The 24,647-nt window shown below is 32.1% G+C and carries 24 protein-coding genes and 1 pseudogene; 4 read left to right on the top strand and 21 right to left on the bottom strand.

Annotated elements, in window-relative coordinates; genetic code table 11:
- Nucleotides 1–217 precede the first annotated feature (217 nt).
- From ACFVRR_RS06800 to ACFVRR_RS06835, 8 genes are all read right to left on the bottom strand, one after another.
- Nucleotides 218–718 carry a GNAT family N-acetyltransferase gene (locus ACFVRR_RS06800; RefSeq protein WP_387326187.1) on the bottom strand — a complete coding sequence of 167 codons (501 nt, stop codon included), beginning with the start codon at nt 716–718 and terminating at the stop codon, nt 218–220.
- 303 nt (nt 719–1,021) lie between these two features.
- The gene (locus ACFVRR_RS06805; protein WP_387326189.1) at nt 1,022–1,393 is read right to left on the bottom strand and encodes a VOC family protein; all 372 of its coding nucleotides are present in this window, start codon (nt 1,391–1,393) and stop codon (nt 1,022–1,024) included.
- 201 nt (nt 1,394–1,594) lie between these two features.
- Complete coding sequence (locus ACFVRR_RS06810) at nt 1,595–2,077, bottom strand: heme-degrading domain-containing protein (protein ID WP_387326191.1); 483 nt, start codon at nt 2,075–2,077, stop codon at nt 1,595–1,597.
- Between the two features lie 11 nt (nt 2,078–2,088).
- Nucleotides 2,089–3,129, bottom strand: coding sequence for an oxidoreductase (locus ACFVRR_RS06815; protein ID WP_387326193.1), 1,041 nt, complete (start codon nt 3,127–3,129; stop codon nt 2,089–2,091).
- On the bottom strand, nt 3,116–3,904 hold the full coding sequence (locus ACFVRR_RS06820; protein WP_387326195.1) for a DeoR/GlpR family DNA-binding transcription regulator: 789 nt from the start codon (nt 3,902–3,904) through the stop codon (nt 3,116–3,118). Before ACFVRR_RS06820 ends, ACFVRR_RS06815 begins: the two co-directional genes overlap by 14 nt.
- A gap of 190 nt (nt 3,905–4,094) precedes the next feature.
- Entirely contained in the window at nt 4,095–4,505 is a 411-nt protein-coding gene (locus ACFVRR_RS06825; RefSeq protein WP_097977039.1) for a hypothetical protein, read from the bottom strand.
- Nucleotides 4,506–5,285: 780 nt separating this feature from the next.
- Nucleotides 5,286–6,404 (bottom strand): RtcB family protein, encoded by a 1,119-nt coding sequence (locus ACFVRR_RS06830; RefSeq protein WP_387326198.1) that lies wholly within the window; start codon nt 6,402–6,404, stop codon nt 5,286–5,288.
- Between the two features lie 262 nt (nt 6,405–6,666).
- The gene (locus tag ACFVRR_RS06835) at nt 6,667–7,221 is read right to left on the bottom strand and encodes a histidine phosphatase family protein (RefSeq protein WP_387326200.1); all 555 of its coding nucleotides are present in this window, start codon (nt 7,219–7,221) and stop codon (nt 6,667–6,669) included.
- Nucleotides 7,222–7,338: 117 nt separating this feature from the next.
- On the opposite strand from ACFVRR_RS06835, the gene ACFVRR_RS06840 reads away from it, so the two are divergent.
- The gene (locus ACFVRR_RS06840) at nt 7,339–7,908 is read left to right on the top strand and encodes a hypothetical protein (protein WP_387326201.1); all 570 of its coding nucleotides are present in this window, start codon (nt 7,339–7,341) and stop codon (nt 7,906–7,908) included.
- Between the two features lie 109 nt (nt 7,909–8,017).
- On the opposite strand, the gene ACFVRR_RS06845 is transcribed toward ACFVRR_RS06840, so the two are convergent.
- Nucleotides 8,018–8,779 carry a Dph6-related ATP pyrophosphatase gene (locus ACFVRR_RS06845; RefSeq protein WP_387326203.1) on the bottom strand — a complete coding sequence of 254 codons (762 nt, stop codon included), beginning with the start codon at nt 8,777–8,779 and terminating at the stop codon, nt 8,018–8,020.
- Between the two features lie 226 nt (nt 8,780–9,005).
- On the opposite strand from ACFVRR_RS06845, the gene ACFVRR_RS06850 reads away from it, so the two are divergent.
- A complete protein-coding gene (locus tag ACFVRR_RS06850) occupies nt 9,006–9,242 on the top strand; it encodes a hypothetical protein (protein ID WP_069032177.1) in 237 nt (78 codons plus the stop codon).
- A gap of 107 nt (nt 9,243–9,349) precedes the next feature.
- Here the strand turns inward: ACFVRR_RS06850 and ACFVRR_RS06855 are convergent, their stop codons facing one another.
- Complete coding sequence (locus tag ACFVRR_RS06855) at nt 9,350–9,676, bottom strand: hypothetical protein (protein ID WP_387326206.1); 327 nt, start codon at nt 9,674–9,676, stop codon at nt 9,350–9,352.
- Nucleotides 9,677–9,858: 182 nt separating this feature from the next.
- On the opposite strand from ACFVRR_RS06855, the pseudogene ACFVRR_RS06860 reads away from it, so the two are divergent.
- Nucleotides 9,859–10,134: pseudogene (locus tag ACFVRR_RS06860) on the top strand (cbb3-type cytochrome c oxidase subunit I); the annotation flags it as partial.
- Between the two features lie 330 nt (nt 10,135–10,464).
- Here ACFVRR_RS06860 and ACFVRR_RS06865 read toward each other — a convergent pair.
- The 3 genes from ACFVRR_RS06865 to ACFVRR_RS06875 form a co-directional block, all read right to left on the bottom strand.
- The gene (locus ACFVRR_RS06865) at nt 10,465–10,854 is read right to left on the bottom strand and encodes an iron chaperone (protein ID WP_387326209.1); all 390 of its coding nucleotides are present in this window, start codon (nt 10,852–10,854) and stop codon (nt 10,465–10,467) included.
- Nucleotides 10,855–10,871: 17 nt separating this feature from the next.
- The gene (locus ACFVRR_RS06870) at nt 10,872–12,110 is read right to left on the bottom strand and encodes an MFS transporter (protein WP_387326212.1); all 1,239 of its coding nucleotides are present in this window, start codon (nt 12,108–12,110) and stop codon (nt 10,872–10,874) included.
- 882 nt (nt 12,111–12,992) lie between these two features.
- Nucleotides 12,993–13,670, bottom strand: coding sequence for a response regulator transcription factor (locus ACFVRR_RS06875; RefSeq protein WP_387326214.1), 678 nt, complete (start codon nt 13,668–13,670; stop codon nt 12,993–12,995).
- 417 nt (nt 13,671–14,087) lie between these two features.
- Between ACFVRR_RS06875 and ACFVRR_RS06880 the strand changes: the two genes are divergently transcribed.
- Nucleotides 14,088–14,984, top strand: a complete 897-nt coding sequence (locus tag ACFVRR_RS06880) for a LysR family transcriptional regulator (RefSeq protein WP_387326216.1) — start codon at nt 14,088–14,090, stop codon at nt 14,982–14,984.
- Nucleotides 14,985–15,049: 65 nt separating this feature from the next.
- Here ACFVRR_RS06880 and ACFVRR_RS06885 read toward each other — a convergent pair whose 3' ends face one another.
- The 8 genes from ACFVRR_RS06885 to ACFVRR_RS06920 form a co-directional block, all read right to left on the bottom strand.
- Complete coding sequence (locus ACFVRR_RS06885; protein WP_387326219.1) at nt 15,050–15,478, bottom strand: protein-tyrosine phosphatase family protein; 429 nt, start codon at nt 15,476–15,478, stop codon at nt 15,050–15,052.
- Nucleotides 15,479–15,511: 33 nt separating this feature from the next.
- Entirely contained in the window at nt 15,512–16,258 is a 747-nt protein-coding gene (locus ACFVRR_RS06890) for an MBL fold metallo-hydrolase (RefSeq protein WP_387326221.1), read from the bottom strand.
- 285 nt (nt 16,259–16,543) lie between these two features.
- Complete coding sequence (locus tag ACFVRR_RS06895) at nt 16,544–18,094, bottom strand: acyl-CoA carboxylase subunit beta (protein WP_387326917.1); 1,551 nt, start codon at nt 18,092–18,094, stop codon at nt 16,544–16,546.
- 8 nt (nt 18,095–18,102) lie between these two features.
- Nucleotides 18,103–18,540 (bottom strand): methylmalonyl-CoA epimerase, encoded by a 438-nt coding sequence (mce, locus tag ACFVRR_RS06900; protein WP_387326224.1) that lies wholly within the window; start codon nt 18,538–18,540, stop codon nt 18,103–18,105.
- The gene (meaB, locus tag ACFVRR_RS06905) at nt 18,540–19,559 is read right to left on the bottom strand and encodes a methylmalonyl Co-A mutase-associated GTPase MeaB (RefSeq protein WP_097977014.1); all 1,020 of its coding nucleotides are present in this window, start codon (nt 19,557–19,559) and stop codon (nt 18,540–18,542) included. The genes mce and meaB overlap by 1 nt, the downstream gene beginning before the upstream one ends.
- Nucleotides 19,560–21,725, bottom strand: a complete 2,166-nt coding sequence (gene scpA, locus ACFVRR_RS06910; RefSeq protein ID WP_387326227.1) for a methylmalonyl-CoA mutase — start codon at nt 21,723–21,725, stop codon at nt 19,560–19,562. It abuts the gene before it with no gap.
- Nucleotides 21,722–23,821, bottom strand: coding sequence for a methylmalonyl-CoA mutase family protein (locus ACFVRR_RS06915; protein ID WP_387326230.1), 2,100 nt, complete (start codon nt 23,819–23,821; stop codon nt 21,722–21,724). The genes scpA and ACFVRR_RS06915 overlap by 4 nt, the downstream gene beginning before the upstream one ends.
- Nucleotides 23,822–24,179: 358 nt before the next feature.
- Entirely contained in the window at nt 24,180–24,362 is a 183-nt protein-coding gene (locus ACFVRR_RS06920) for a hypothetical protein (RefSeq protein WP_387326233.1), read from the bottom strand.
- Nucleotides 24,363–24,647: the final 285 nt, after the last annotated feature.

Genomic DNA, 24,647 nt, shown 5'->3' on the forward strand with positions numbered 1-24,647 from the left:
TTTCATATGTAATTTAAATACAATTTATAATCCCATACAATAATGAAAGGAAAATGAAAATGGTAATTTTTTGAAAAAATTTTCCCTATTTTTTTAAAAATTATCCTTTACGTAATTTTAAAATTATTAATAGATTTTTACTGATTTTTCAAAAAAATAATTCAAAGCCCATCCAGCAATTCCACCAACAATTTCCAAAACTATTAAGGTCAATCCATTATAATATTTTAGCCATAATATATTCATCAAAGCTTTTACCATCTATTATCAAGGAATTTATTTTTGTTCCTTCGATTTGATAACCCATTTTTTTATATAAACCTACTGCTGCTTCATTCTGTTTTACAACAGTTAATTCTAATCTGAATATACTATGATTAATTGCCCATTCTTCTAATGCTTGAAATAATTTTGTCCCAATTCCCTTACCTGTAAATTCCTCTAAAATTCCAATGACAAGATAGACGGAATGTTTTTTCCTTTTTGCGGTACTTCCAATTGCAAACGCAAAACCGACTAACTTGCCAGAAGTTTCTTCCGCAACAAATATTGTAGAATTTGGGGATTTTTCAATCACTTCAAACTGTTTAAGTTGTTTTTCAGTTGTTATATTCCTCTCTCCTGCTCCATAAAGCATGAAATCTGCCTGGTTTTCAACTTCTATAATTAGTTTTGCAAAATTTTCTGCATCCTCTAGTTTGATTTCTCTAATGTTCACTGTTTATCCACCTTATGTATTGATTTTTACTCATAATTAAATTGGTTTGTGCGAATTGTTCTTTAAATATTCTAGGTGAAGTTATTGAATCCCTTTATTTCAAAAAACTGAAACCGTACCAAATAGTGTAGATCGTGACTCATTTAAAAAAAGAGCCGAAATTGCGATCCTTTGAAGTTGGCGTTGTTAAATGGTATTTTTGTTTTTCAGGCAAAAAATATGGGAACGTCTGATTTGGACGTTCCCGGTCTTATTTCGCTAAATCACCTATTAATGAAATAAGGTAATTTATTTAATATAAACTTACCAGTGTACTTGAAGTTTATTACCATTTGGGTCATAAAAGTGGAAAAAGGCGTGACCATTATCTACTTTTATATCCTCGACCTTAACTTGATGATCAATTAAGTGTTGATGAAATTTAGATAATTCTGGACTTGTAAAGCCAATACTAAATTCTTGTTTATTATCAATTGTAAAATGTGCAAAGGTTTCATCTACTGTAGGAACTAAGATAAGTAAGAAAGGTCCTTCATTTACTTTTAAAATCGCTAGTTCCTCAGTATTGTTTAATAACTGGAGCCCTAATACATCTTTATACCATTGAGCAGAAAGTTCTAAATCATTTACAGGAATTCTTATATAATGTACTTGTTCAATAAATGATTTACTCATAGCCTTCTCTCCTTTATGTAATATGATATATCAAACAATTCCCTTTTTATCTACTATTTTCCTTCCGATAATTGAATTAACCTGCCTTTGATTTGATAAATTTTATCCACTAATACTATTAAAACTCACTCGCTCCCAGTTATTTTTACAACCGTTCGAGTAAATCAAATAACAACATTATTCATTAACTAATCCTTAAAATTAAATCCTTTTATTTAGGAATTTGGCTAATGCTTCCACAATCAAATTATGATCATCCTCTTGAGCTAAACCTGAAACAGTAATGACGCCAATTACGCCTGATCCTTCAATTTTAATAGGAAATGCCCCACCATGTGCAGCAAACTCAGAAGGACTGGCTGAGTAAAATTCATTATAGGATCTATTTTTCATCTCATTGTAAAGTCTCATATAATAAGAACTGCAATGATGACGAAGAACAATATTAGATTTTCGCTTGATCCATAGATCTTGGTCTGGTGATGTATGATCCATTGCATAATGGAAAATACTTTGACCGTTTTTTAAAATATTTATCGCAACTGGTTTATCCAACTCTTTAGCTGCTTCAATTATTAATAAACCAATTTCTAAAGCATCTTTATTTGAAAAACTATTAAAGATTAGCTTTTCTTCTTGATTCCTTACTTCTTCAAGTTTTTGTTGAATAGTTATTTCTTCCATACAACCTCCAATTATAAATAGATCACTTTCTTTTCTTCACTACTTTTCAGTGCTGCTTCAATGATTTTGATAACAGATAACCCTTCTATACCTGTAACGGGAGCATTGGAACCATTTAGAATACTTTCAGCAATTTTCTTGTAATATGTTGTATACGAACCTGGAATTGTTTCAATCGTTTCTTCTACTTCTTTTTCGCCGTCAACAGTATAGAGCTTTCCATAGAACTTTGGTTCATCCGTTCCCCATGTTTGTTCAGTAGGTTTTTTACCTTCTTTTAGTGCAGCTTCTTGTCCATCTAATCCATACTTTATAAAGCTCCCTTTGTTTCCATGCACTTGAAAGCGTGGTCCGTTACTTGGGATGATGGAACCAGAATGTAAGATTACACGTAGTTTGTCATATCCTAAAATGATATGGAAATAATCATCTGTTTCTGCATTTTCTCTTTGTGCAAACACATCCGCTGAGATGAATTGAGGTCGTCCAAAAAGGCTTAAAGCTTGATCAATTAAATGCGAACCTAAATCATATAACATACCAGAACCAGGACCAAGATTTTCTCTCCATCGATTTCTTACTTCTGGTCTATATCGGTCAAAGTGAACTTGATATGTATTGATTTCTCCTAATACACCTTCATTTATTAATTTTTTAACTGTTAAAAAGTCATTATCCCATCTTCTGTTATGATAAACGCTTAGTACTCGATTCTTTTCTTCAGCAATCTTAATTAACTCTTCTGCTTCCCATGTTTCCACGACCATCGGTTTTTCTAAAATGACATGTTTACCAGCTTCTAAACTTTGTTTTGCCATTTCATAATGCATACCACTTGGCGTAGTAATGACAACTAAGTCAATTAATTCATCTTTTAGTACTTCATCTAAACTACATACTACTTCTACATCTCCTAAATCTCTTTGAACATCTTCCTTTTTTGAACTAACAACTTTTGTTAATTCAAATTCTTCTAGAACACTAATAAATGGTGCATGGAAGGTAGCTCCTGAAAAACCATATCCAACTAAACCAACCTTAATTTTTTTCATCTGAAACCCTCTCACTTTCCTCTTCTTCTAAACTAATTAAATGAATATTGTACTCGATTATTTTTCTTTTAAATTCTTCATCTGGATCTTTGTCTGTAATAATGATGTCGATCCCCTTAATATCACTTACCTTGTGCAGAAATACTTTTTCAAACTTTGTATGATCTGCTAATAAAACTACTTGTTTTGCACAACTGATCATTTTTTTCTTTAAAAACGCTTCCTCCTCATCAGGTGAAGTTATTCCGTCTGTGCTAATTCCACAAGCACCTAGAAAAAGCTGATCAACTTTGTAGTCATTTAATGTTTCAATTGTCCTAGGGCCAACTAAATTTCTATTTTTCCGATTAAATTTTCCTGGTAGCATAAAGGTTTGAATTTCTTCATACTCACCTAATAAATCAACTATATCAATTGAATTTGTAATCACATTAACTTGTTTACCTGACATAAATTTTGACATGAGAGCACAAGTTGAGGATGTATCCATCAATAAGTCACTAGTTTCGCGAATAAGAAATGATGCTCTTTGCGCAATTTTCTCCTTGCCTTCAGTGGCATTTCGTTCTTTATAATCGGTTAAATTTCGATTAGAAGTTGGGAGTGTTGCTCCACCTTTAATTCGGATAATTTCCCCGCGTTCTTCAAGTTTAACGAGATCTCTTCTTGCTGTATCCTTTGAAACGCTAAGCATATTACATATTTCTTCTAAAGTAATCTCATTATTTGAAGCCAAATACTTTATTATCAAAGCTAATCTTTGTTCTTGATACATCGTTTAGAGCCCCTTTATCTATTCCCTTAAGATTGAATTCTAAAGCTATTATATATAATTAATTTAATGATTACCACAAAAAAACTTAAAAAACTTAATTTAATTAAGTGATTTAAGTTATCTTAATGATTATATGTAACAAAAAGTAAAAAAAAGACGGTATTAAACTTTACCGTCTTTAAAACCTGTTTTATAAAAATTTAATTTGATGGAATATATGATTTTTTCCATTCCATTCGATTATAAATTCTTCAATCCCTAAAACTGCAGTTTCTGGTTTTGATACTTGATGATCAATCCATTTCTTAAGTTTAGGTAATACATCATTATGAAATTGAGATTTCGCCTTCTCTGGATATATAGTTTGGGAGATTGGATAGAAATAAATTCGAATATCCTTGTCTCTATTACAAGTAACAGAAGCTACAACAGTACCGCTGATTTGTGGTGGTCTTGCACAACGATTATCAAATTCAAACTTTCTTGTTAGGCCAAATATAACACTAGCCTCTTCTTTACTAGGAAGATTCAACTTTATTTGTTTTCTATTTGCAGCATATGTTTCAATTTTATTAAGATTTCTAAAAAAAACGATCTTCAATTTTGCACCTCCTAATAATAACCACAACAAATATAATTTCTACTTCATTTAATTTATGCCCCTACTAATAATCATATTGACCTACTTGGAAATAATCACAATAAAAAAAATCGACAAAAATGTGGATTTATGTTCAAAACTAGTAAACTATTTGAGTAATGATTGGAATTAAGTCAGTGAACCACTCCCACCACTTCGCTAACGCTTGAGGTGGGGGCTTCTCGATTCCGTGGTGACGAAAGCAACCTCTCATCTACAAGAGCGTTACTTCCCACAGTTCCTGCGGTAGATATCCAACGAATGGAGGTTCTTTTGTTACCTTAGTTATTTTAAGAGTAGAAGGGTGACGGGCTTGGTTTTCGCACTATGTCATATTTGTCCACTCAATCTTATATAGCTACTGATCAACATATAACCATATGTTTTTCGATCGTCAAAAGGCAATTCATCTCCCACCTACCGTTGGCCTAAAGTCCTTCACACGCTTTAGGAAGGAGACTTATATTCAAAGGAGAAGTACTAAATCCCTTTAATATTTTCTCCACTTATCTGATTGACTCAACTAATCTCCAAAGAAAATTTCCAACTAACAACGACAATCCAAGATACAGTACAAAAATGAGAAGTACTACTAAGAACCGTTTTAACTTATTCAACATAGTATTCCCCCATTTTGTAAAAGAATAGGTGTCAAAATAAGTAGATTTATATAATTTTATACTGATAATGGGGAGAAAGAACTTAAAATATAAATTAAAATAACCTCTCATAATAGAGAGGTCATTTATCAGCTTTGAGATTATAAACCGGTTTCATGAAGAAATCGATCTCAATCTGTTCAGTAATATTTTCTAATATTAATTTAGGCTTTTTATATACCATTGGTGATTCATCGACTGTATGTTTGTTAACAGAGGTTGTATATACGCCCTTCATTGCTTTTTGATAAACATCTAAGTCGACTTTATATGCAGCGTCTGTTCGACTCATAATTCGTCCTGCCCCGTGTGGTGCTGAATAATTGTACTCACTTGAACTTTTACCTTTTCCTACAACACATCCATATGCCATATTAAACGGGATGATTATTTCTTCACCCTCACTAGCTGATATTGCGCCTTTTCTTAGAATATTGTTTTGAAGGTCGATATAATTATGTACCGATTCAATTTTTTTAATTGAATCAAAATCGAGTTTAAAATATTTTTCAATGATGATTTTAGCAATTGTTTCTCTATTTAACGAAGCGAAATGTTGAGCAATTGATAGATCTCTTAAATATGCATCCTTGTCTTCCTGTTTTGATAAATATTCGAACCCTTTGTAATTTTCACCGAATAATTGTTTCATATTTTCTTTAGCGACATTCATATGATGTTTTGCAATTTCAAATCCGAAATTTCTTGAACCTGTATGGATTACAAGCCAAAAATGATTATTCTCATCTTTATCAATTTCTATAAAATGATTTCCAGAACCTAGCGTTGCAATACTATTCATTACATACATATAGTTCAGATTAAGTCTCTCAATCGCTTCTGCAATTTCTACCGGTTCAATCACCGGTTCCTCATGAATATTTGAACCTATCGGGATATTTTTTCGGATGAACTTATCAAGTTTTTCACTCTTTATTGATTTCATACGCCCTAGATGGTATGCACTAACTCCACATCCAATATCTACACCGACGATCGAAGGAATAATAAAATCATTCAAGGTCATCGTAAAACCTACCATGACGCCTCCACTAGATATATGACAATCTGGCATGACAACAATGTTTGAATTTGCAAAGCATTCAGTATCCAAAATTGTTTTTAATCGTGTAATGACATTTGTATCAACATAATCAAGTAGTATTTTTCCATTATTGTGTTTTCCATTGAATTCTAACATGCGTGATCCTCACTTGTGTTTTTCTAAAACTGCTTTTTAATAAAGTCACGTCCAATAACCATTTAGTGGAAATAACTTAGAAATATTATATCATCTCTCATTCTACGATTCTTTAATTTCCTGAAAAATAAAGAATGATAGATATCTTTCACCCTATTCAATTACAGCAATATTTAGAAGAATACTAAATAGAAATATCGAGTATAAGCTACTTCTTTCGTTTTTTACAATCAGTTATCACTAATCATGTATTAGACTAACATTAATTCCATATTCTTTTTACTTCAACTAATGATTCGCCTTCAAAGGTTAATTTATAAATATCCGGCATAGCAAGTTCATTCCAAAAATTGAAATCATATTTTTGATCAAAATAGTTCATAATTAGTACCATCAAATTACCATGCGTACCAATAACAATATTTTTACCGGAATAAATTTTTAATAGTTTAGTAATAACTTCTATTCCTCTTTTTTGGGCTGTATAATTTGACTCTCCACTATTCAACGATTGATTAAAGTCCATCCAAACTTCTCTTATTACTTTTTCAAAATCCTCAACAGGCTCTAGTGATAGGAGTCGCTCTTTAAAATTTTCTTCTATTATAATTTCTAAATTTAATAATTTGGCTATCTCTTCCACGGTTTGAATTGCACGTTTATATGGACTTGAAATTACGAAGTCGATTTTTTCCTTTAATAGTAGTTTAGTAACAATAATTGCATCAGTAAATCCTCTTTTTGATAAAGGTCGTCCCAATTCATTAGGAGTATAAATTGAATGCGCATGTCTGACTATGTATAAGTTCGTTATCATTTGGCACAACTCCTTATATGTCAACTTTATAGTTATATAACTTCGATTTATTAAAAGAATACATTTAAATAATTTTACTTAAACTAAACAGTAAAAATTAACACAAGGTGTGAATAGATGAAAAAAATATATATTACAACTATTTTGAGCATTTTCATTTTTTTAAGTACTTCTCAGTTAACGCTAGCAGAAAAGTTGAATGAAGTTTCTGCAACACTTACAGTTCAAGTTGGCCCTACAGCTGACCCTTCAGGAGAAACTGGTCAACCTATTAAAGGTGCTAGGATTATTGTAATCAATTCATTAGGTAAAGTTTTAGGTACAGAATTAACAGATTCAAATGGAATTGCAAAAATAAATGTATCAGTGAAAAAGGACCCTCTTTTTCCGAACAAGCAAATGGGGGAGGTTACAATAATTACTGTAGCAAACGGATATAATGAACAGATCGACTTTAGTGTACCAATAAATGAATTCAATGATCATATGGCTAAAGACTCGGTGTCACTATTGCAAGTGGATCCAAAAAGAAGAAATGAACCACGTTTTACCAATGGTTCGTATCATCGCTTAACCGTTTTTGAAATGTTAGATGATTATGCTAAGAAGGTCGGATTAACAAAACAAAATATTACGGTGAATCCAGGTGCAGAACCACCTTGGGGACCAAATTTGAAAAAACAGTAAGATAGAACAATTTCATTTTATTTATAGTTTATTATTATAAAATAGACTGTTTCCACTTAACAGTCTATTTTAAACTTATATTTATTAATTCTAAAGTGTAAAACATTCTTCAAGCAAAAACTAAATCTGTATAACAAAACCTAGTTTCTCCTGTATAAACATCAGCAGTTAGCTTCTTTTCTCCAATGCCAAACTGGATAGGATATTTAAAAATAGGACCATCAAATACAAATGAATGGTATTCTCCATTCTCACCACAAGGATCAACCTCTTTTGGGAGATGGTTGATTAATTGATAGTCTATTTCTTTACCAGAAAATTCTTCTGATATTCTAGTTAAATCAACACAAGTAATAATCGTTTTATAGCCTAAGGAAATAAAGCGTTCAATCACATTTGTCGTCCCTTCACCCCATAAAGGAAAGATTGGATTAATGCCTAATGGTTTAAGCATTTCCTCTCGATACTTTCGTATGTCTTCAAGAAATAAATCTCCAAATGCAATATTTTCAATCCCTTGTTCCTTTAGCTCTAAATTTACCTTTGTCATAATTTCTTGATATTTTTGATTAGAACAATTTTCCGGAATCCAAATTTTCTTTAATGGTAGACCGATTGAATCTGCTTGTGCCTCCAATAATTCAACCCTAACTCCATGAATGCTCGTACGATTGAATCGTTCAGTAACTGATGCGATTAGTACTACTACTTCAAATTCATCAGAATGCATAAGATCATGCAATGCCAAAGTTGAATCTTTACCACTAAATGATACTGCTATTTTTTTCTTATTAATTGCGATTACCACCTTTTTATAAACTATTCTATTAATTAATAATTTTAAGAGTCTCCTATTTGAAATAGGTTCCATCATCTTCCATAAAAAATTATAGCATTTTTCAATCAATTAAAATTGATTTACATAACATAAAGCCGATAATATGATTATTCTTCAAAAATTAAATAATAAATTTTTATAATATGGCTAATAAATAACGAAGAATGATTCGAAAAATAAAATTGACATACAACCATAAGGTGTTATAATTCAAATAACACCTTATGGTTGTATAAATGATTTATAGGAGGCAACAAGAATGGACAAGCAAGGTCAAGAAATGTTTTTAAATTTCATTTTACAAAGAGTTCAAGAAGGTAAAGAAGATGAAGCAAGGGAAATTCTTTTAGAAAACTTCAGAAAACAAGATGAAGGTACTTTTTCATTAGAAGAAGTTCAACAATTTGTTCCTAAGATGATTACTTTATTAAAGCCAGATAAACTTGAAGAAGTTAAAGCAGTTGTAATGCAATTCGCTGGAAATTTTGGTAAATAAAAAGAAAAAACTCTGTCTATCAGAGTTTTTTCCTTTATTTCACTATTTATTTTTTAAAACTTCCCACGAAATAGCTCGCTTAGCCTTTTCACCTTCAATCGATCCTTCTACTTCTCTAAATGTCTTTCAAAAATAAAAAATGAGTATAGTCTATACAATATTGCGATCAGCGCTAAAACTGATAAATAGATCATCGAATTATCATCAATAAAAAATGACGCGATAAAAACCGCAATTGCTAGTAATGTTAAAAAGTTACCAGAGAAACCATTAATTGGTTGATTGTTTAACAAAAGTGTTTTGGCACCTTTTAAATCTTTTGCATAACAATCTTCATGATAAGGAACAACTTGAAAAAACATCGTAGCAGTAACGAGATCTCCTTTAATCCTTATTTCCTTTAAACACCGATCGCAATGGATAGATTTAGTCATATAACTCACCCCAAACTTTTCAATTCAACTTTAATCATTAATTCTACCTTTTTTAATCGATTCCTCGTAAACTTTAAATATTTCATCAAATAAAAAATAAGAACCATCAATGCTCCTATTTTATACTCCTTTTCTCTTTAATATATCCCCTTTTTAATACGATATTTTACTAGAAACCTTTTACACTTTGGATTGTTGGACATTTTCATATTACAGTTGCTACACCTGTTGCAATGACATTTTTCGGATTAACCTTTTGGCTTATTCCGTATTTAACAGGAAAAAAACTTACAAAATCACTCCAAAAATTAGCGTTTATACAGATTTTCACATGGGCTATCCGTATGTTTTTAATGTCGACTACAATGCATATTCTCGGAATTTATGGTTCTCCTAGAAGAACCTCATACACTGATTATATGGGTCATCCTGCAGCAGCTAAGTGGTTTTCTGGTATCTCCAATTATTGTGATCTCAAATAAATTTTTATTTCTTTTTAGAATTTCTTCTATACAATGAACTCCTGCCATTCCATTTCCAATCATCAATAATTTTCTTCTAATCGCTACTGTCCCCCAAATACACATTGTGAATATTTTCACATACTTTACTAAAAAAAAATTCAACTTCATCATTCATTATTTATTTATCCCTATTAAATACAAGTTTAGTATAACGGATAAAGTATTTTATATACTGGAAAATATTATACAAAATTTTGAACCAAATGATCAGTTCTTTTTACTAAAAAACCTCCAAAGCTAAAATTAGCCTCAGAGGTTATGAACTTATTTTTTCATTTTTAATTTTTCTTCAGCTTTTTTAATATCTTCAAGTTCTCTATATTTTACAATCTTTTTTATCAAATCAAATGGAAGTGGATCGTTTATCGGGAATTGTACGGAACCCTTAGCGCCTTTATAAACGGATAATTCTTCTTTAAATGCTGCAATTCCACTTGCACCAGGGTAAAATCCAATATGATTTTTAAATGCAGCAAAATGTACTAAATTTTTATTTAGCGCAAATGTAGGCATTTGATAACTAATTCTCTCTACCGCATTTGGTACAACCTCTTTTACAAAATTTCTTAAAGCTTGTAATTTTTCCTGAACATCAGGCTGAAATTGTGAAATATATTCATCAATCGTTTCAAATGTTTTTTTAGTATTTTCCATAAATCCTCCTTAACAAATTATCCTGCTTTTTCTGTTTTGTCTCCAGAAAGTGAATTAATTCTTCTAAGTGAAGGGAATAAATACATCCAAAGTCCAGCAACTACTATCGTTCCAAGCCCACCTATAAATGCAGCTGGTACGGCACCAATTAATCCAGCCATTGTTCCAGATTCAAATTCGCCAAGTTGATTTGAAGTTCCAATAAATAGCGAATTTACAGCATTTACTCTGCCTCTCATATCATCCGGTGTCTGTAGCTGAACAAGCGAAGAACGGATTACTACACTGACCACATCTGAAGCTCCAATTATAAATAATGCAATTAATGAGATGACTAAGTTTGTTGAAATTGCAAATAGCATTGTTGCTAATCCAAAAATACCTAACGCTGCAAATAATATCGAACCAAAAGATCTTTTAAGTGGGAAATAAGCTAAAATTAGAGACATTATTAATGCTCCAACTGCTGGTGCAGTACGCATCAAACCTAAGCCCCAAGCTTCTGTATGTAAAATATCTTGCGCATAAATTGGTAAAAGTGCTGTAGCTCCACCAAGTAAAACGGCAAACAAATCAAGTGATATCGTTCCTAAAATGATTGGATGCTTATAGACAAATTCTAACCCCATAAGCATTGTACGTAAAGTGACTGGCTCAGCTTTACGGATAAATTCACTATCTAATTTTATAAAAATTGTTAAGATTGATGAAAGTAATAATGCAATTGCTGAGGTTGCATATACGTATGCAGGTCCTACTGAAAATAATACTCCACCTAGAGATGGCCCAAGTATTTGCGCTGTTTGACCTGCAGATGTACTCCATGAAATAGCTTGTTGTAAAATAGATTTTGGCACAACTTGAGGTAATAATGCCGAAGAAGCGGGTCCTTCAAATGATCGACAAGCACCGAGTATAAAAGCAGCAATTAATATTTCCTCTCTGCTAAGCCAATTAGCAAAATTACCATATAAAAGAAGGCATGCTATTAAAGCTTCTACCATTTGGCATATGAAAACAATTTTCCGACGATCAACTCTGTCAGCAACTTGACCAACTACTAAAGTAAGTAAGACCATTGGAATAAATTGTGCTAAACCTACAAGCCCTAGACTAAACGCGTCATGTGTCAAATCATACATTTGCCATCCAATTGCTACCGATATCATCTGAAATGATGTTGAAGTAAACATTCGTGAGACCCAAAAATTCGTAAATGAAGTCCCTTTAAAAATCGATTTTTTTGATGCAGACAAATTCAAACTCTCCCCTTTTTAACTCTAACAAATAGCAAATTGAATATTTATACTACTAATGAAATTTAAATACAAATCATTATACTATTTTTACTCTGAATTTGTGGATTAATTCAAATTACAATAAATGATTTTTAATAATTGGAGGACTGTATTATACTCCCACTCTAACCATTTATGAGTAGGATGTTTACTTCTTTTTGCGTTTTACTTTCTCATGAGTAAGCATAATACATCTTTTTCCTTTTTTACATCCTCATGAACACCTCATAAGGATGTTGGTTAAATTTGTTCAACTGAATTTAAAGATAATCTGAAAATAGATGATAAACTACTCTCTGTAATGAAACGAATTGCTTGGAGTGAAAGCACAAAGGAAATGGCAGATTCCATGAATATTAGTGAACTTACAGTAAGCAATAGATAAAATCTGCAATTAAAAAACTCGATGCCAATAATCGCTCTTATGCTGTTGGTGAGTTAATTCGAAAAGGAATTATTTCCTCAAGACATGAATTATTTCCTAAAAACATTATGAAACGCTTTAAACTAAATAAAAACACTAATCCTTTTATGTAAAAGATTAGTGTCAGAGTTTTGAATAATAACACAGTCTATAGGGAAAACAAAATTTAGTGGAATAGGATTGATGTTAAAATTCATTTTTTCATATTTATTAACGATTTAAATGTTAAAGTGTTTCAATAATTTTAATTTTACCTACAAACGATCGTAATTGTTTTTTAAATTTTAGAGCGAACATATTGTAATGGAAATCAACATCACTCTACTCCTTTTACGAAAATTTGATAATTATAATTGACTAGAGTGTTTTTCAACAGCGTGACACTGATCTTTTAATGTATATGATTATTGTTTTTTTTAATCAAACGAAATCCAATTATTTTTTAATGCAAAAATCACTGCATTTAATCGATCAGATACCTGTAATTTTTGGATTAAATTTGAAACATGATTTTTAACAGTTTTACTCGAAATAAATAATTCAGATCCTATTTGAATATTAGAATATCCTTTAGCTAAAAGTTGTAAAATTTCAATTTCTCTTTTCGTTAAAAGACTATCCATAGCTTCATAATCTAGTTCTTTCTTTTTCTTTCCATTCTCAAGCAGTCGCGTATTTTCTTGAATGATTAAATTTGTTAATCGAGAATCTAAGAAGAATTGATTACTTTGAACTTGTCTTACAATATGAAGTAAATATTGTTCATCAATGTCAGTTAGGCAAATTCCATTTACCCCAATTTTCATCAAACTCTCAATTTCATTATAATCTATATTATTTTTAATGATTACAATATTAATGTTCTGATCAATTAACTTTAAAAGCTGAGATTTTGCTTCCATCTCTTCATTTTTCACATGACAAATAAAAAATGATTCATTTAAATTGCTTGAATTTATTTCATGGAAATCTATTTTTCTAGCATCTAGCTTATGATGTACTAAAATTGTACATATTCCGGATACGAAAAGAGTATTTTCAACAAAAATAAATGTTTTATTTTCGTGGTGATTAAACTCATGGTTAGTAAACATTTTTATTCCCAACTTTCAACAGTAATTAGATTCAATCACTGATATTTCATTTCATGCCGCTTCTGATTCATCCTCTTTTGTTTTTTCAGACCCACTAGGTATCATGTACTAATCATTATTCCTTTTTTATTCTTTTTTAAGTGGATCGGCTAAAAAGTACTACAATGGATGGTTTAAATTTTTACAGATTTTTTATAATCAATAGGTGGAAACAATCCACGAATTCATAACGTTATAAGATTAATCCTTATTAATCCTATAAAATTATAAGGAATTAAATAGTATTTTACATCGTTTACGGAAGAAATTATATTTCATATATGTTAAGCTATTGTTAAGTAATACTTAACAATGTAAAGCACTTAAATATATTAAACTATTGATATGCTAAGTTAGTTTTTATATTAGGAGGTTAATATGAACTTTGAACAACTAGAATATGTTGTAAGTATCGCAAATGAGAAGTCGATTTCAAGGGCAGCAAAAAAACTGCATATTTCTCCTTCTGGCGTTAGTCAAGCCATTAGTCAACTTGAAAGAGAATTAGAAATAAATATATTTAATCGTTCTAGAGGCGGAATTACCTTAACATTTGAGGGAGAGTTAGTATTATCTAGGTCAATTGAGATTTTAAATAATTTAAAAGAATTGAAAGAACAGCTTTCGGATTTTAAGGAAACTAGAATAAAACATATGAAAATTGCATGTGCACCTACTTTTACTTATACAATTCACGAAGTGTTAAAAAAATACTCTGAAAATAACAATGGCGCAACGATTGAATTAATTGAGCAAGGTACACCTCAGATTCTTAACAATATAGCAAAAGAAGACTATGACTTAGCGTTAGTAGTATCTTCAAAAGCCGAATTAGAAAAAGAAAATAATATTAATTTCGAATTTTTAAATAAAGGAAATGTGTGCATTTTAGTAGGCAAAAATTCTCCTTTATATGAATTAGATTATGTTACAGCTGAAGATTTACTTTATCAAAAGGTTGTAATGTATACTTATTCTAATAAAAATTTTCTGCAATTAGCTAAAAAATTTAAAAATGAAATCGTACTTAAATCAAATCGTACGATGACACTTATTGAAATTATTAAGGAAGGACGCGTATTTACATTTGTCCATAATACAACTTTAAGATATTTACCTGAAATATTAAGTGGCGAATTAAAAATCATCCCAATTAAAGAAACAGATTATATTTATCAAGACTTTTGGGTAATATCTCCAATTTCTAAAGAAAATACAAGTGACAAAAATGATTTTATAAAATGTGTAAAAGATCATTTAAATGGTATTTCTTAATAAATAACGCTAAATAATACAAAACGAATTTGTATAATTAGCGTTATTTTTATTTTTATTTTTATTTAAGCATTAGGAAATATCTTTTTTAACGATTCCTTCATATCAGGGTTCGATTTAATTGTTGGACGTATAGACCTGGCCATTTCTTCAGCTTCTTCAATTGTTTCAGCTTTGTTTAGTGCAATTAATGCTCCTATTGCCACTGTACCTGCACGAGTATTACCGCCACCACAATGGAAATACACTTTTTGATCATTTTGATAAGCTTCTACTACATGATCAATCGCTCTTTTAAGCGTTTCTGCTTGTTCTTCTTTATCATCAAGAATCGGACTATGTACACGGTTAATTTGAGGGTCAACCTCATAATTTTTTACTCTAAGATCAAAAACAATATCTGCATTTTCGTTTTCCATCATCTCTTTAACGTCATCTGCCCCACCGAAAAAGACACGATCTTTTATTAATTCTTGATAATTCTTGATGCTCATTTTTTTGCCTCCAAAAACGATTTTTTTATAATTTTATCGAATGATTTCACATAATCTTTCTTTTATATTCCCCTCAAATAATCCACCATGATAACAGATCACTTTTTCAATTTCAAATGACAATAAAGCCTCAAGAGATGTTATCGATTGTTCAATATCATATGTAAATTGTGGGTTTGAAGGGTTTAATTGCCCGTTTTCAATCATTAGTGCATCTCCTGCAACTAATGTTTTCGACTCCTTATGATAAAAGCTTATATGTCCTGGTGTATGTCCAGCAGTGTCAATTACAGTAATACCACCACAAATTTCCAAATCATTTCCAGGGGTAACAATATGGTTAACTGTACCTTTTGGCGGGTTTTCTAATCTGTTTTTAAATGCTTTTCGAAATTCATCTGTTGTATCCGCTGGTAAGGATGCTACAGCTTTTGCAATTTTCTCAGGTGTAATTTTAATCAGTAACTTTTCACCTTGAATATATGGTTTTTCTATTTCACTCGCATAGACTTCAATTTTGTTAGTAGATTCTTCTACGATCACAGAAAGACTTCCAATATGATCTATATCTTGATGAGTAATCAGTATTTTATTCAGTTTTTCAAATGGTACTCCAACAGCTTCAAAGCAATTTTGAAACTTGTTTAATTGTCCTGGATATCCTGTATCAATTAATACCACATCTTCTTCATCCCAAATTAGTGTTGGATGAATTGTATTTTTCATACCATTTGAATTCATCGTAATGCTTAACATTTGGATCTTACTTTTACCAAGCATAAAATCACTCCTGAACTATATTGTATAATCATTTCCAAGTACTATCGTACCGATTACAGTTCATCCAGTCAACACTAAAATATGTTATTATAACACAAATATTTTTATTTGTCAATAGTTTGGTTGTTTTATTAAAATGTAATTTTTAACATTTTCTAAACAAAAAACTAGATATACTAATCTTAAAGTATATCTAGTCATTTAGTTGTATTAAGGATTTGTTACCTCTATATTGAAAGTATAGGTAATTTAGTGAAGTTGATTTCCACTACAATCCCCTAACTTTTATAGAGGGATATTTCCATGTTTCTTCTTAGGTCGTGTTTCACTTTTTGTACTTAACATTTCTAACGATTGTTTTAAGACTTTACGAGTTTCTCTTGGATCAATCACATCATCGACCATGCCGTGAGAAGCAGCAACATATGGGTTTGCAAACATTTCTCTATATTCTGAAATTTTTTCAGCGCGAGTTGCAATAGGATCGATACTTTGGTTAATTTCTTTTGCAAAGATAATATTTGCTGCTCCTTCTGGTCCCATTACGGCGATTTCTGCATTTGGCCAAGCGTATACTACATCTGCACCAATTGCTTTAGAATTCATTGCTACATAAGCCCCGCCATATGCTTTTCTTAAAATTACTGTAATTTTTGGAACTGTAGCTTCTGAATAGGCATATAAAATTTTAGCTCCGTGACGAATAATTCCACCATGCTCCTGGTTTACACCTGGGAAGAATCCTGTTACATCTTCAAATGTAATTAAAGGAATATTAAACGAATCACAGAAACGGATAAATCTTGAAAGTTTATCAGATGAATTAATGTCAAGACCGCCTGCCATTACTTTTGGCTGATTTGCTATGATTCCAACACTATGTCCATCAATTCGACCAAATCCAATAACAATGTTCTTCGCAAAATTTGATTGTACTTCCATGAAGTCTCCATTATCAAGAATTTGCTCAATTACTTTTCTTACATCGTAAACTTTCGTAGATTCGATTGGAACTAAGTCAATTAGATCTTCTCTCCAATCATCTTTTTCGAAGAATGGAACTCCTTCTGGTTTTTCATTATTATTTTGAGGTAAAAAGCTGATTAATCTGCGTACCTGTTCTAATATTTCTGGTTCTGATTCTTCAGTGAAATGAGCTACTCCGCTAATCGAAGAATGAACTTTTGCCCCACCAAGATTTTCTGTTGTAATTTTTTCTCCAGTAATTGTTTCAATTACTTTTGGACCTGTAATAAACATTTGGCTTGTCTTTTCAACCATAAAAACAAAATCAGTAATTGCTGGTGAATAGACTGCTCCACCTGCACATGGTCCCATTATGACAGATATTTGCGGTATAACGCCAGAATAGATTGAATTCCGATAAAATACATGACCGTAACCGTCTAATGAAACTACACCTTCTTGTATTCTAGCACCACCAGAATCATTTAAACCGATAAACGGAGCACCTACTTTTGCAGCTAAATCCATAGCTTTTGCAATTTTTAAAGCATGCATTTCACCTAATGCTCCGCCAAATACTGTAAAATCTTGTGCAAAAACATAGATTAAACGTCCATGGACTTTACCATAACCTGTGACAACACCTTCACCTGGGCTATCCATTTTATCCATTCCAAAATTCGTAGCGCGGTGTTTAATAAAAGGATTTAATTCGACAAAAGTATCTTCATCTAATAAAAGATTAATTCGTTCTCTAGCAGTTAATTTCCCTCTATTATGCTGTGAATCTATTCGTTCGTCTCCACCGCCTAGTTCAATGACTCTCTTTCGATCCATTAATTCATTTATTTTCTCATACGCTGTCGTCATAACTTTATTCAACTTCCTTTCTTAGTAACACTAGATGATGGTTGGCATAGCTCAAACAATACTTTATTCGTTGAATTTGGATGAAGAAAAGCAACTAGGCTATCGTGTGCACCCTTTTTTGGAACTTCATTTATTAGTTTTATTCCGTGTTCTTTCATCATTTCAAGCTGTTTCTCACAGTTTTCTGTTTCTAATGCAATATGGTGAATTCCTTCGCCTTTTTTCTCAATAAACTTTGCAATTGGGCTTTCTGGACTGGTTGCTTCTAAAAGCTCAATTTTCACTTCACCGATTTCGATAAAGGCTACTCGTACTTTTTCACTTTCAACTGTTTCAATTCCTTTAAGTTTTAAGCCAAGTATATTCGTATACAATTGAATAGAAGTTTCTAAATCTCTTACTGCAATTCCAATATGATTAATTTTTTTAGGACTAGTCTCATTCATTACAATGTCTCCTTCCTATTGCCTTCAAAAATGGATAATAAATAGTTTGCAGCTGAAGTTGCTGTTAATTCTCCATTTACTATTGAGCTTTCAATCGTTTTTAAATTTAGTTTCACACTTTCATGATTCATAAAACTTAGTTTCAACTGTTCAAAAACCATGTTGTACATCCAATCAATCATTTGTTTTTGACGGCGCAAAGAAAAATAGCCAGACTCAGTTGTTAGATCTTTGAAAGCATTAATTTCATTCCATATTTCTTCAATACCTTCACCAAGTAACGCGGAAGCTGTATATGCTTTACTAGACCAACCAGGAGTTGAAGGTTGTAATAGGTGAAGTATTCGATTAAATTCAGCCTTAGCCGCGTTGGCCTTTAATTTGTTTTGTCCATCGGCTTTATTGATGACTATTGAATCTGCAAGTTCCATGATGCCTTTTTTAATTCCTTGTAGCTCGTCTCCTGCTCCAGTTAACATGACTAAAAGAAAAAAATCTACCATTGAACGAACCTGTACTTCACTTTGTCCAACACCGACAGTTTCGATTAAAATCACGTCATAGCCTGCTGCTTCGCATACTAGCATTGATTCTCTTGTTTTACGTGCAATCCCACCAAGAGAACCACCTGATGCAGAAGGTCTAATAAATGCATTAGGATTCTTTGATAGTGAATCCATTCTTGTTTTGTCTCCTAAAATACTACCTTTTGTAATTGTGCTACTTGGGTCGATTGTTAAAACAGCTACTTTATGCCCTTGCTCACACAAATATGTTCCAAAGCTTTCTATTAAACTACTTTTACCGGCACCTGGAACCCCAGTTATTCCAATCCGAATCGAACGACCTGAATGAGGAAGTAACCTTGTCAACACATTTTGTGCAGAATTCATATGTGCTGACGAATTACTTTCTATAAGGGTAATTGTTTGGGCTAAAATAGTTCGATTGCCTTCAAGTACTCCATTTACATAGTCGTCTTCTGAAAGCTTTTTCTTTTTTTTGTTTTCGTAATCCATTTAAATCGAATCCTCAAGTCGGCGATTAATTTCTTCAATAACCTTTTGTGCCGCAACTGGGATAACAGTACCTGGTCCGAAGATTGCTGCCGCTCCGTTCTTCAATAAAAATTCATAGTCCCCTGCTGGTATTACCCCTCCAGCTACAAGAACAATGTCTTGTCGACCTAGTTTTTTTAACTCTTCCATTAATTGTGGAAGTAGCGTTTTATGACCACCTGCTAAAGAGCTCATCCCGATCACATGAACATCATTTTCAACTGCTTGAAGTGCCGTTTCCGCTGGTGTTTGGAATAAAGGACCGATATCTACATCAAAGCCTAAATCAGCAAATGCTGTTGCGATTACTTTCGCTCCACGATCATGACCGTCTTGTCCAAGTTTAGCAATCATAATACGTGGACGACGACCTTCTTTCTCTTCAAAATCATCAGCCATTTTACGTACAATCTCTATTTCATCTTTTTCACCGTATTCCGCACTATAAACACCCATAATTGAACGAATAACGGCTTTATGTCTGCCTACTACTTTTTCATAAGCATCCGAAATTTCACCTAATGTTGCACGGGCTCTAGCAGCTTCGATTGCAAGCGCTAACAAATTACCTTCCCCTGACTCCGCTGCCTCAGTAATTGCGGCTAATGCTGCTTGAACTTTTGCTTCATCTCTAGATGATCGAAGCTCTTGTAATCGCAAAATTTGCGCTTGTCGAACTGCAGTATTGTCGACTTCTAAAACATCTAATGGATCTTCTTTTTCAAGTCGGTATTTATTAACGCCAATAATTGTTTCTTTACCTGAATCGATATGAGCTTGACGTCTTGCTGCGGCTTCTTCAATTCTCATCTTTGGTAAACCAGTTTCAATCGCTTTTGCCATACCACCTAATGATTCAACCTCTTGAATATGTGCCCATGCTTTTTGAACCAATTCATTTGTTAGCGATTCAACGTAATATGAGCCTCCCCAAGGGTCCACTACATTACAAATTCCAGTTTCTTCTTGTAAATAAAGCTGCGTATTACGGGCAATACGAGCAGAGAAATCCGTTGGTAAAGCAATTGCTTCATCTAAAGCATTCGTATGAAGTGATTGAGTATGTCCTAACACAGCAGCCATCGCTTCAATACAAGTACGAGTAACATTATTAAATGGATCTTGTTCTGTTAAACTCCAACCAGATGTTTGTGAATGAGTTCTAAGCGCCATCGATTTTTCTTTCTTTGGATCAAATGATTTGATCAATTTAGCCCAAAGCATGCGCCCTGCTCTCATTTTTGCGATTTCCATGAAATAGTTCATTCCGATTCCCCAGAAGAATGATAAACGAGGAGCAAACGAATCAATATCGATACCTGCTTTTAAACCTGTTCGAACATATTCCAAACCATTTGCTAAAGTATAGCCTAACTCGATATCTGCAGTTGCACCTGCTTCTTGCATATGATAACCAGATATACTGATACTGTTGAATTTAGGCATATGTTGTGAAGTATAAGAAAAAATATCAGCGATAATACGCATTGACGCTTCTGGTGGGTAAATATAAGTATTTCTCACCATATATTCTTTCAAAATATCGTTTTGAATCGTTCCTGTAAGCTGTGATTGGTGTACCCCTTGTTCCTCAGCAGCAACAATATAAAATGCTAAAACAGGTAGTACTGCACCATTCATTGTCATTGAAACTGACATTTTATCTAAAGGAATACCGTCAAATAAAATTTTCATATCAAGAATTGAATCAATTGCAACCCCTGCTTTTCCAACATCCCCTTCAACACGAGGATGATCTGAATCATATCCACGGTGAGTAGCCAAATCAAACGCAATAGATAAACCTTTTTGACCAGCAGCTAAATTTCTTCGATAAAATGCATTACTTTCTTCTGCAGTTGAAAAGCCGGCGTATTGACGAATTGTCCAAGGCTTGTTTATATACATTGCTGGGTACGGTCCACGTAAAAACGGAGCGATTCCAGAAACGTAACCTAAGTGTTCCATTTGATTAAGATCATTCGAATCATATAAAGGTTTTACATCTATTTGTTCTAAAGTTTTCCAATCATCATGATTAACTTGCATCTGTTTAGGAGGTGCTGTATTTGGTGCTGAAAATGTTGTATTAAATGGCATCTTTGTAAAGTCTGTTAGTTTGTTCATTTCATAACCCCTCCATCCATTTGAAGATTTTGCAACTTCTCAAAATTATTTACATTGATATGAATGAAATCATCAATTCCAACTTCTTTATATAAATTCATATCATCTATTGACGGCTTTCCTGCTAAAAGTACTTTTGCATTCGGATTAATTGTTTTAATCTGATTTGTTAAAGAAGGTACAACTTCTGAATATTGATCATCTGTTGAACAAATGACAGCAATTTTCGATTCTGATTTTTTAAATGAATCAATTATTTCATTAATTGATGAAAAGCCTTTATTTTGAAGCACCTTAAATCCTCCGACTTCAAAGAAATCAGTAACAAAGTCCGTACGAGGTTTATATGCTGCAACTTGTCCAAAATTTGCTACAAATACTGTTGGAAATTCACCTGTACTTTTTTTATAGCTTTGAGAATTTTGGCGTAATGATTCATAGGGTTGTGCACCACGATGTATGTTTAATGGATTAACTCTAGGAAGTTCTGAATCTACTAAATTCATTGCATTTAAAATGTTCGATATTGTTACACCATCATTTGCTGCATCAATAATATGTTCAATTGAACAACCACTTTGTAATACGAAATGGTCGGAACTGCCCTCGATGTTTTCCTTAATCCCCTGAACTTCCATACGATCCAATTCTTTTTTCTCTAACCCTTTTTCATTCAGATTCGGATAAATATTAGTCCCAATAAATTTATCTTTTCTATTTTTTATGTTGCTCGATTTTTCTTCTGCAACCTGTCTAACTAATGCTTGAGGGAAGCCTTCTTGTATTGCCTTAACCATTCCACCTTTTTCTTCAATCTTTTGGAATAGTTCCCAGGCCTTTTCAGCCAAAGAGTAAGTAAGTGATTCAATATACCAAGAACCACCAGCTGGATCAGCGACTTTTGATAAATTTGATTCTTTTTCAAGAATTAAATGTGTATTTCTCGCAATACGTCTAGAAAACTCATCAGATGATTTAATCGATTCATCAAATGGTGAAACATGAAGTGAGTCAGATCCACCAATTACGCCTGCAAAAGCTTCAACAGTTCCTCTAAGTATATTTACATATGGATCATAACTCGTTTTCGTCCAAGAAGATGTACGAGAATGAATATGCATTTTTTGTGAAGCCTCATTACCACCTAATTCTTTCAACATTCTTGCCCAAATCATTCTAGCTGCTCTTAATTTTGCGATTTCCATAAAGAAGTTCGATCCGACAGAAAACGAGAAAAGTATTTTCGTCGCTGCATCATCCAGAGGAATTTGTTGGTTATCCATTTCGCGTAGATACTCTAAACCAGTTGAAATAGCAAATGCTAATTCTTGCACTGCATTTCCTCCAGCATCGTGATAAGGATGTGACTGCACTAATATATTTCTTAGATTTGCTGTATGTCTAACCGACCATTTTGTGATCTCAGCCATCATTTTGTAAGCATTTTCAAGAGAATACGGAAGTGTCCCTTCTTTCACTAAATTACTGATCGGATCCATTCCAATAAAGCCATTTATTTTATTAAAATCGTAATTTTGTTGTTGCAAATATGCGATAAATGAACCAAAAAATGCTTGCCCGCCGTTAACTGTTTCAATATATAAAGGAACTTCCTCTAAATTTATATTTTGAAAGGCTATTCTAAAATCATTAATAGATGTTAAGATTAACCCTTTATTTGAATTATTATTTTTACGATTTGTTTCAAAAGATTCGTTAAGTTGAATCTTTAACATCGTTTGCCCTTTGTCTAAATCATGTTTAGCAACACGGTTGAACTCTACAGGTGACGAACAATCTAATTCCTGACTAATTTCCCAAGGTTTTTCTAAATAGCCTTGTTCGCTTGTTCCTCTAACGAAGGGAAATTCACCTGGTTGTGCGTTTAAATAAGGATAGTTAGCGATATCCTCTTCCCCATACATCGGCTTCAAAATTATTTCTTCATACGTTTTTGTTACAAGCTTTTCCTCAATAGTGGCTCCTTTTAAGGATTTTTCAACAACATCTCTCCACTCTTGTACAGTAGGCTTTGGAAATTCAGCAAATAAATTCTCTTCCAAGTTATGGTTCGAAGTTTTCGTATTTTCTGACATGAATAAAGCCACTCCTTTCTTTAACTCTTAATTTAATAAGATGGAAAAATAAATTAGATCATCGAATTTATCTATGTAATAAAGTCGATTTTTCTTCTCATTAAGAATATAAATGCAAAGAATAATTAAAATTTCGACAAACACTTTCAAAAATCCTCTAAAATTATGAAAATTACGTATTTTTTAAATCCTCTTATTAATAAGTATATTTCGATAATAGTTTTTTAAAAATTAAATGGTCATTTTAAACCAAAAAAGGCTGCCTAATTAGACAACCTTTTTGGACCTTTTGTAACTAACACATGCACATTAGTTACAAAAGAATGAGGCATAATGGTGGTGAAAATCCTTTTTTTATTTAAAAAGGTCCAATATTATTATTATTGTTGTTATTAATTATACGTCTCGTAATTTCTTCATTCATTGTTTGATGATCACTTTTATTTGGAATGTCAGGTCCAAACTTTTTTCCTATAAAAAAACCATATGTAATCATAACTATCACAAAAATAACAAATCCCAGAATTACATAACCTAACATTGTTATATAACCCCTCACTTTTCCAGTAAATACTTTCTTACTTTCGCAATTCTCTGATTATATTGGATGTTATGTCTCCCTTTTTTATATTTATTAATTTATATCAACTGAATATGTACTTGTAATTTGGGGGAATTCACATATTTTCAAATAAAATCAAACATTCTTTATGCAACTAAATGCCATTTAGCCACCCATGCAGCGCAAGCGCTGAACCACAGCGAATGAAAATTAATTGGATTTGTCAATACTGATACTGACTTTATCCAGTCAACTGTAATCACT

It is taken from the genome of Gottfriedia sp. NPDC057948 (assembly GCF_042887255.1).
GTDB lineage: Bacteria > Bacillota > Bacilli > Bacillales > Bacillaceae_G > Gottfriedia.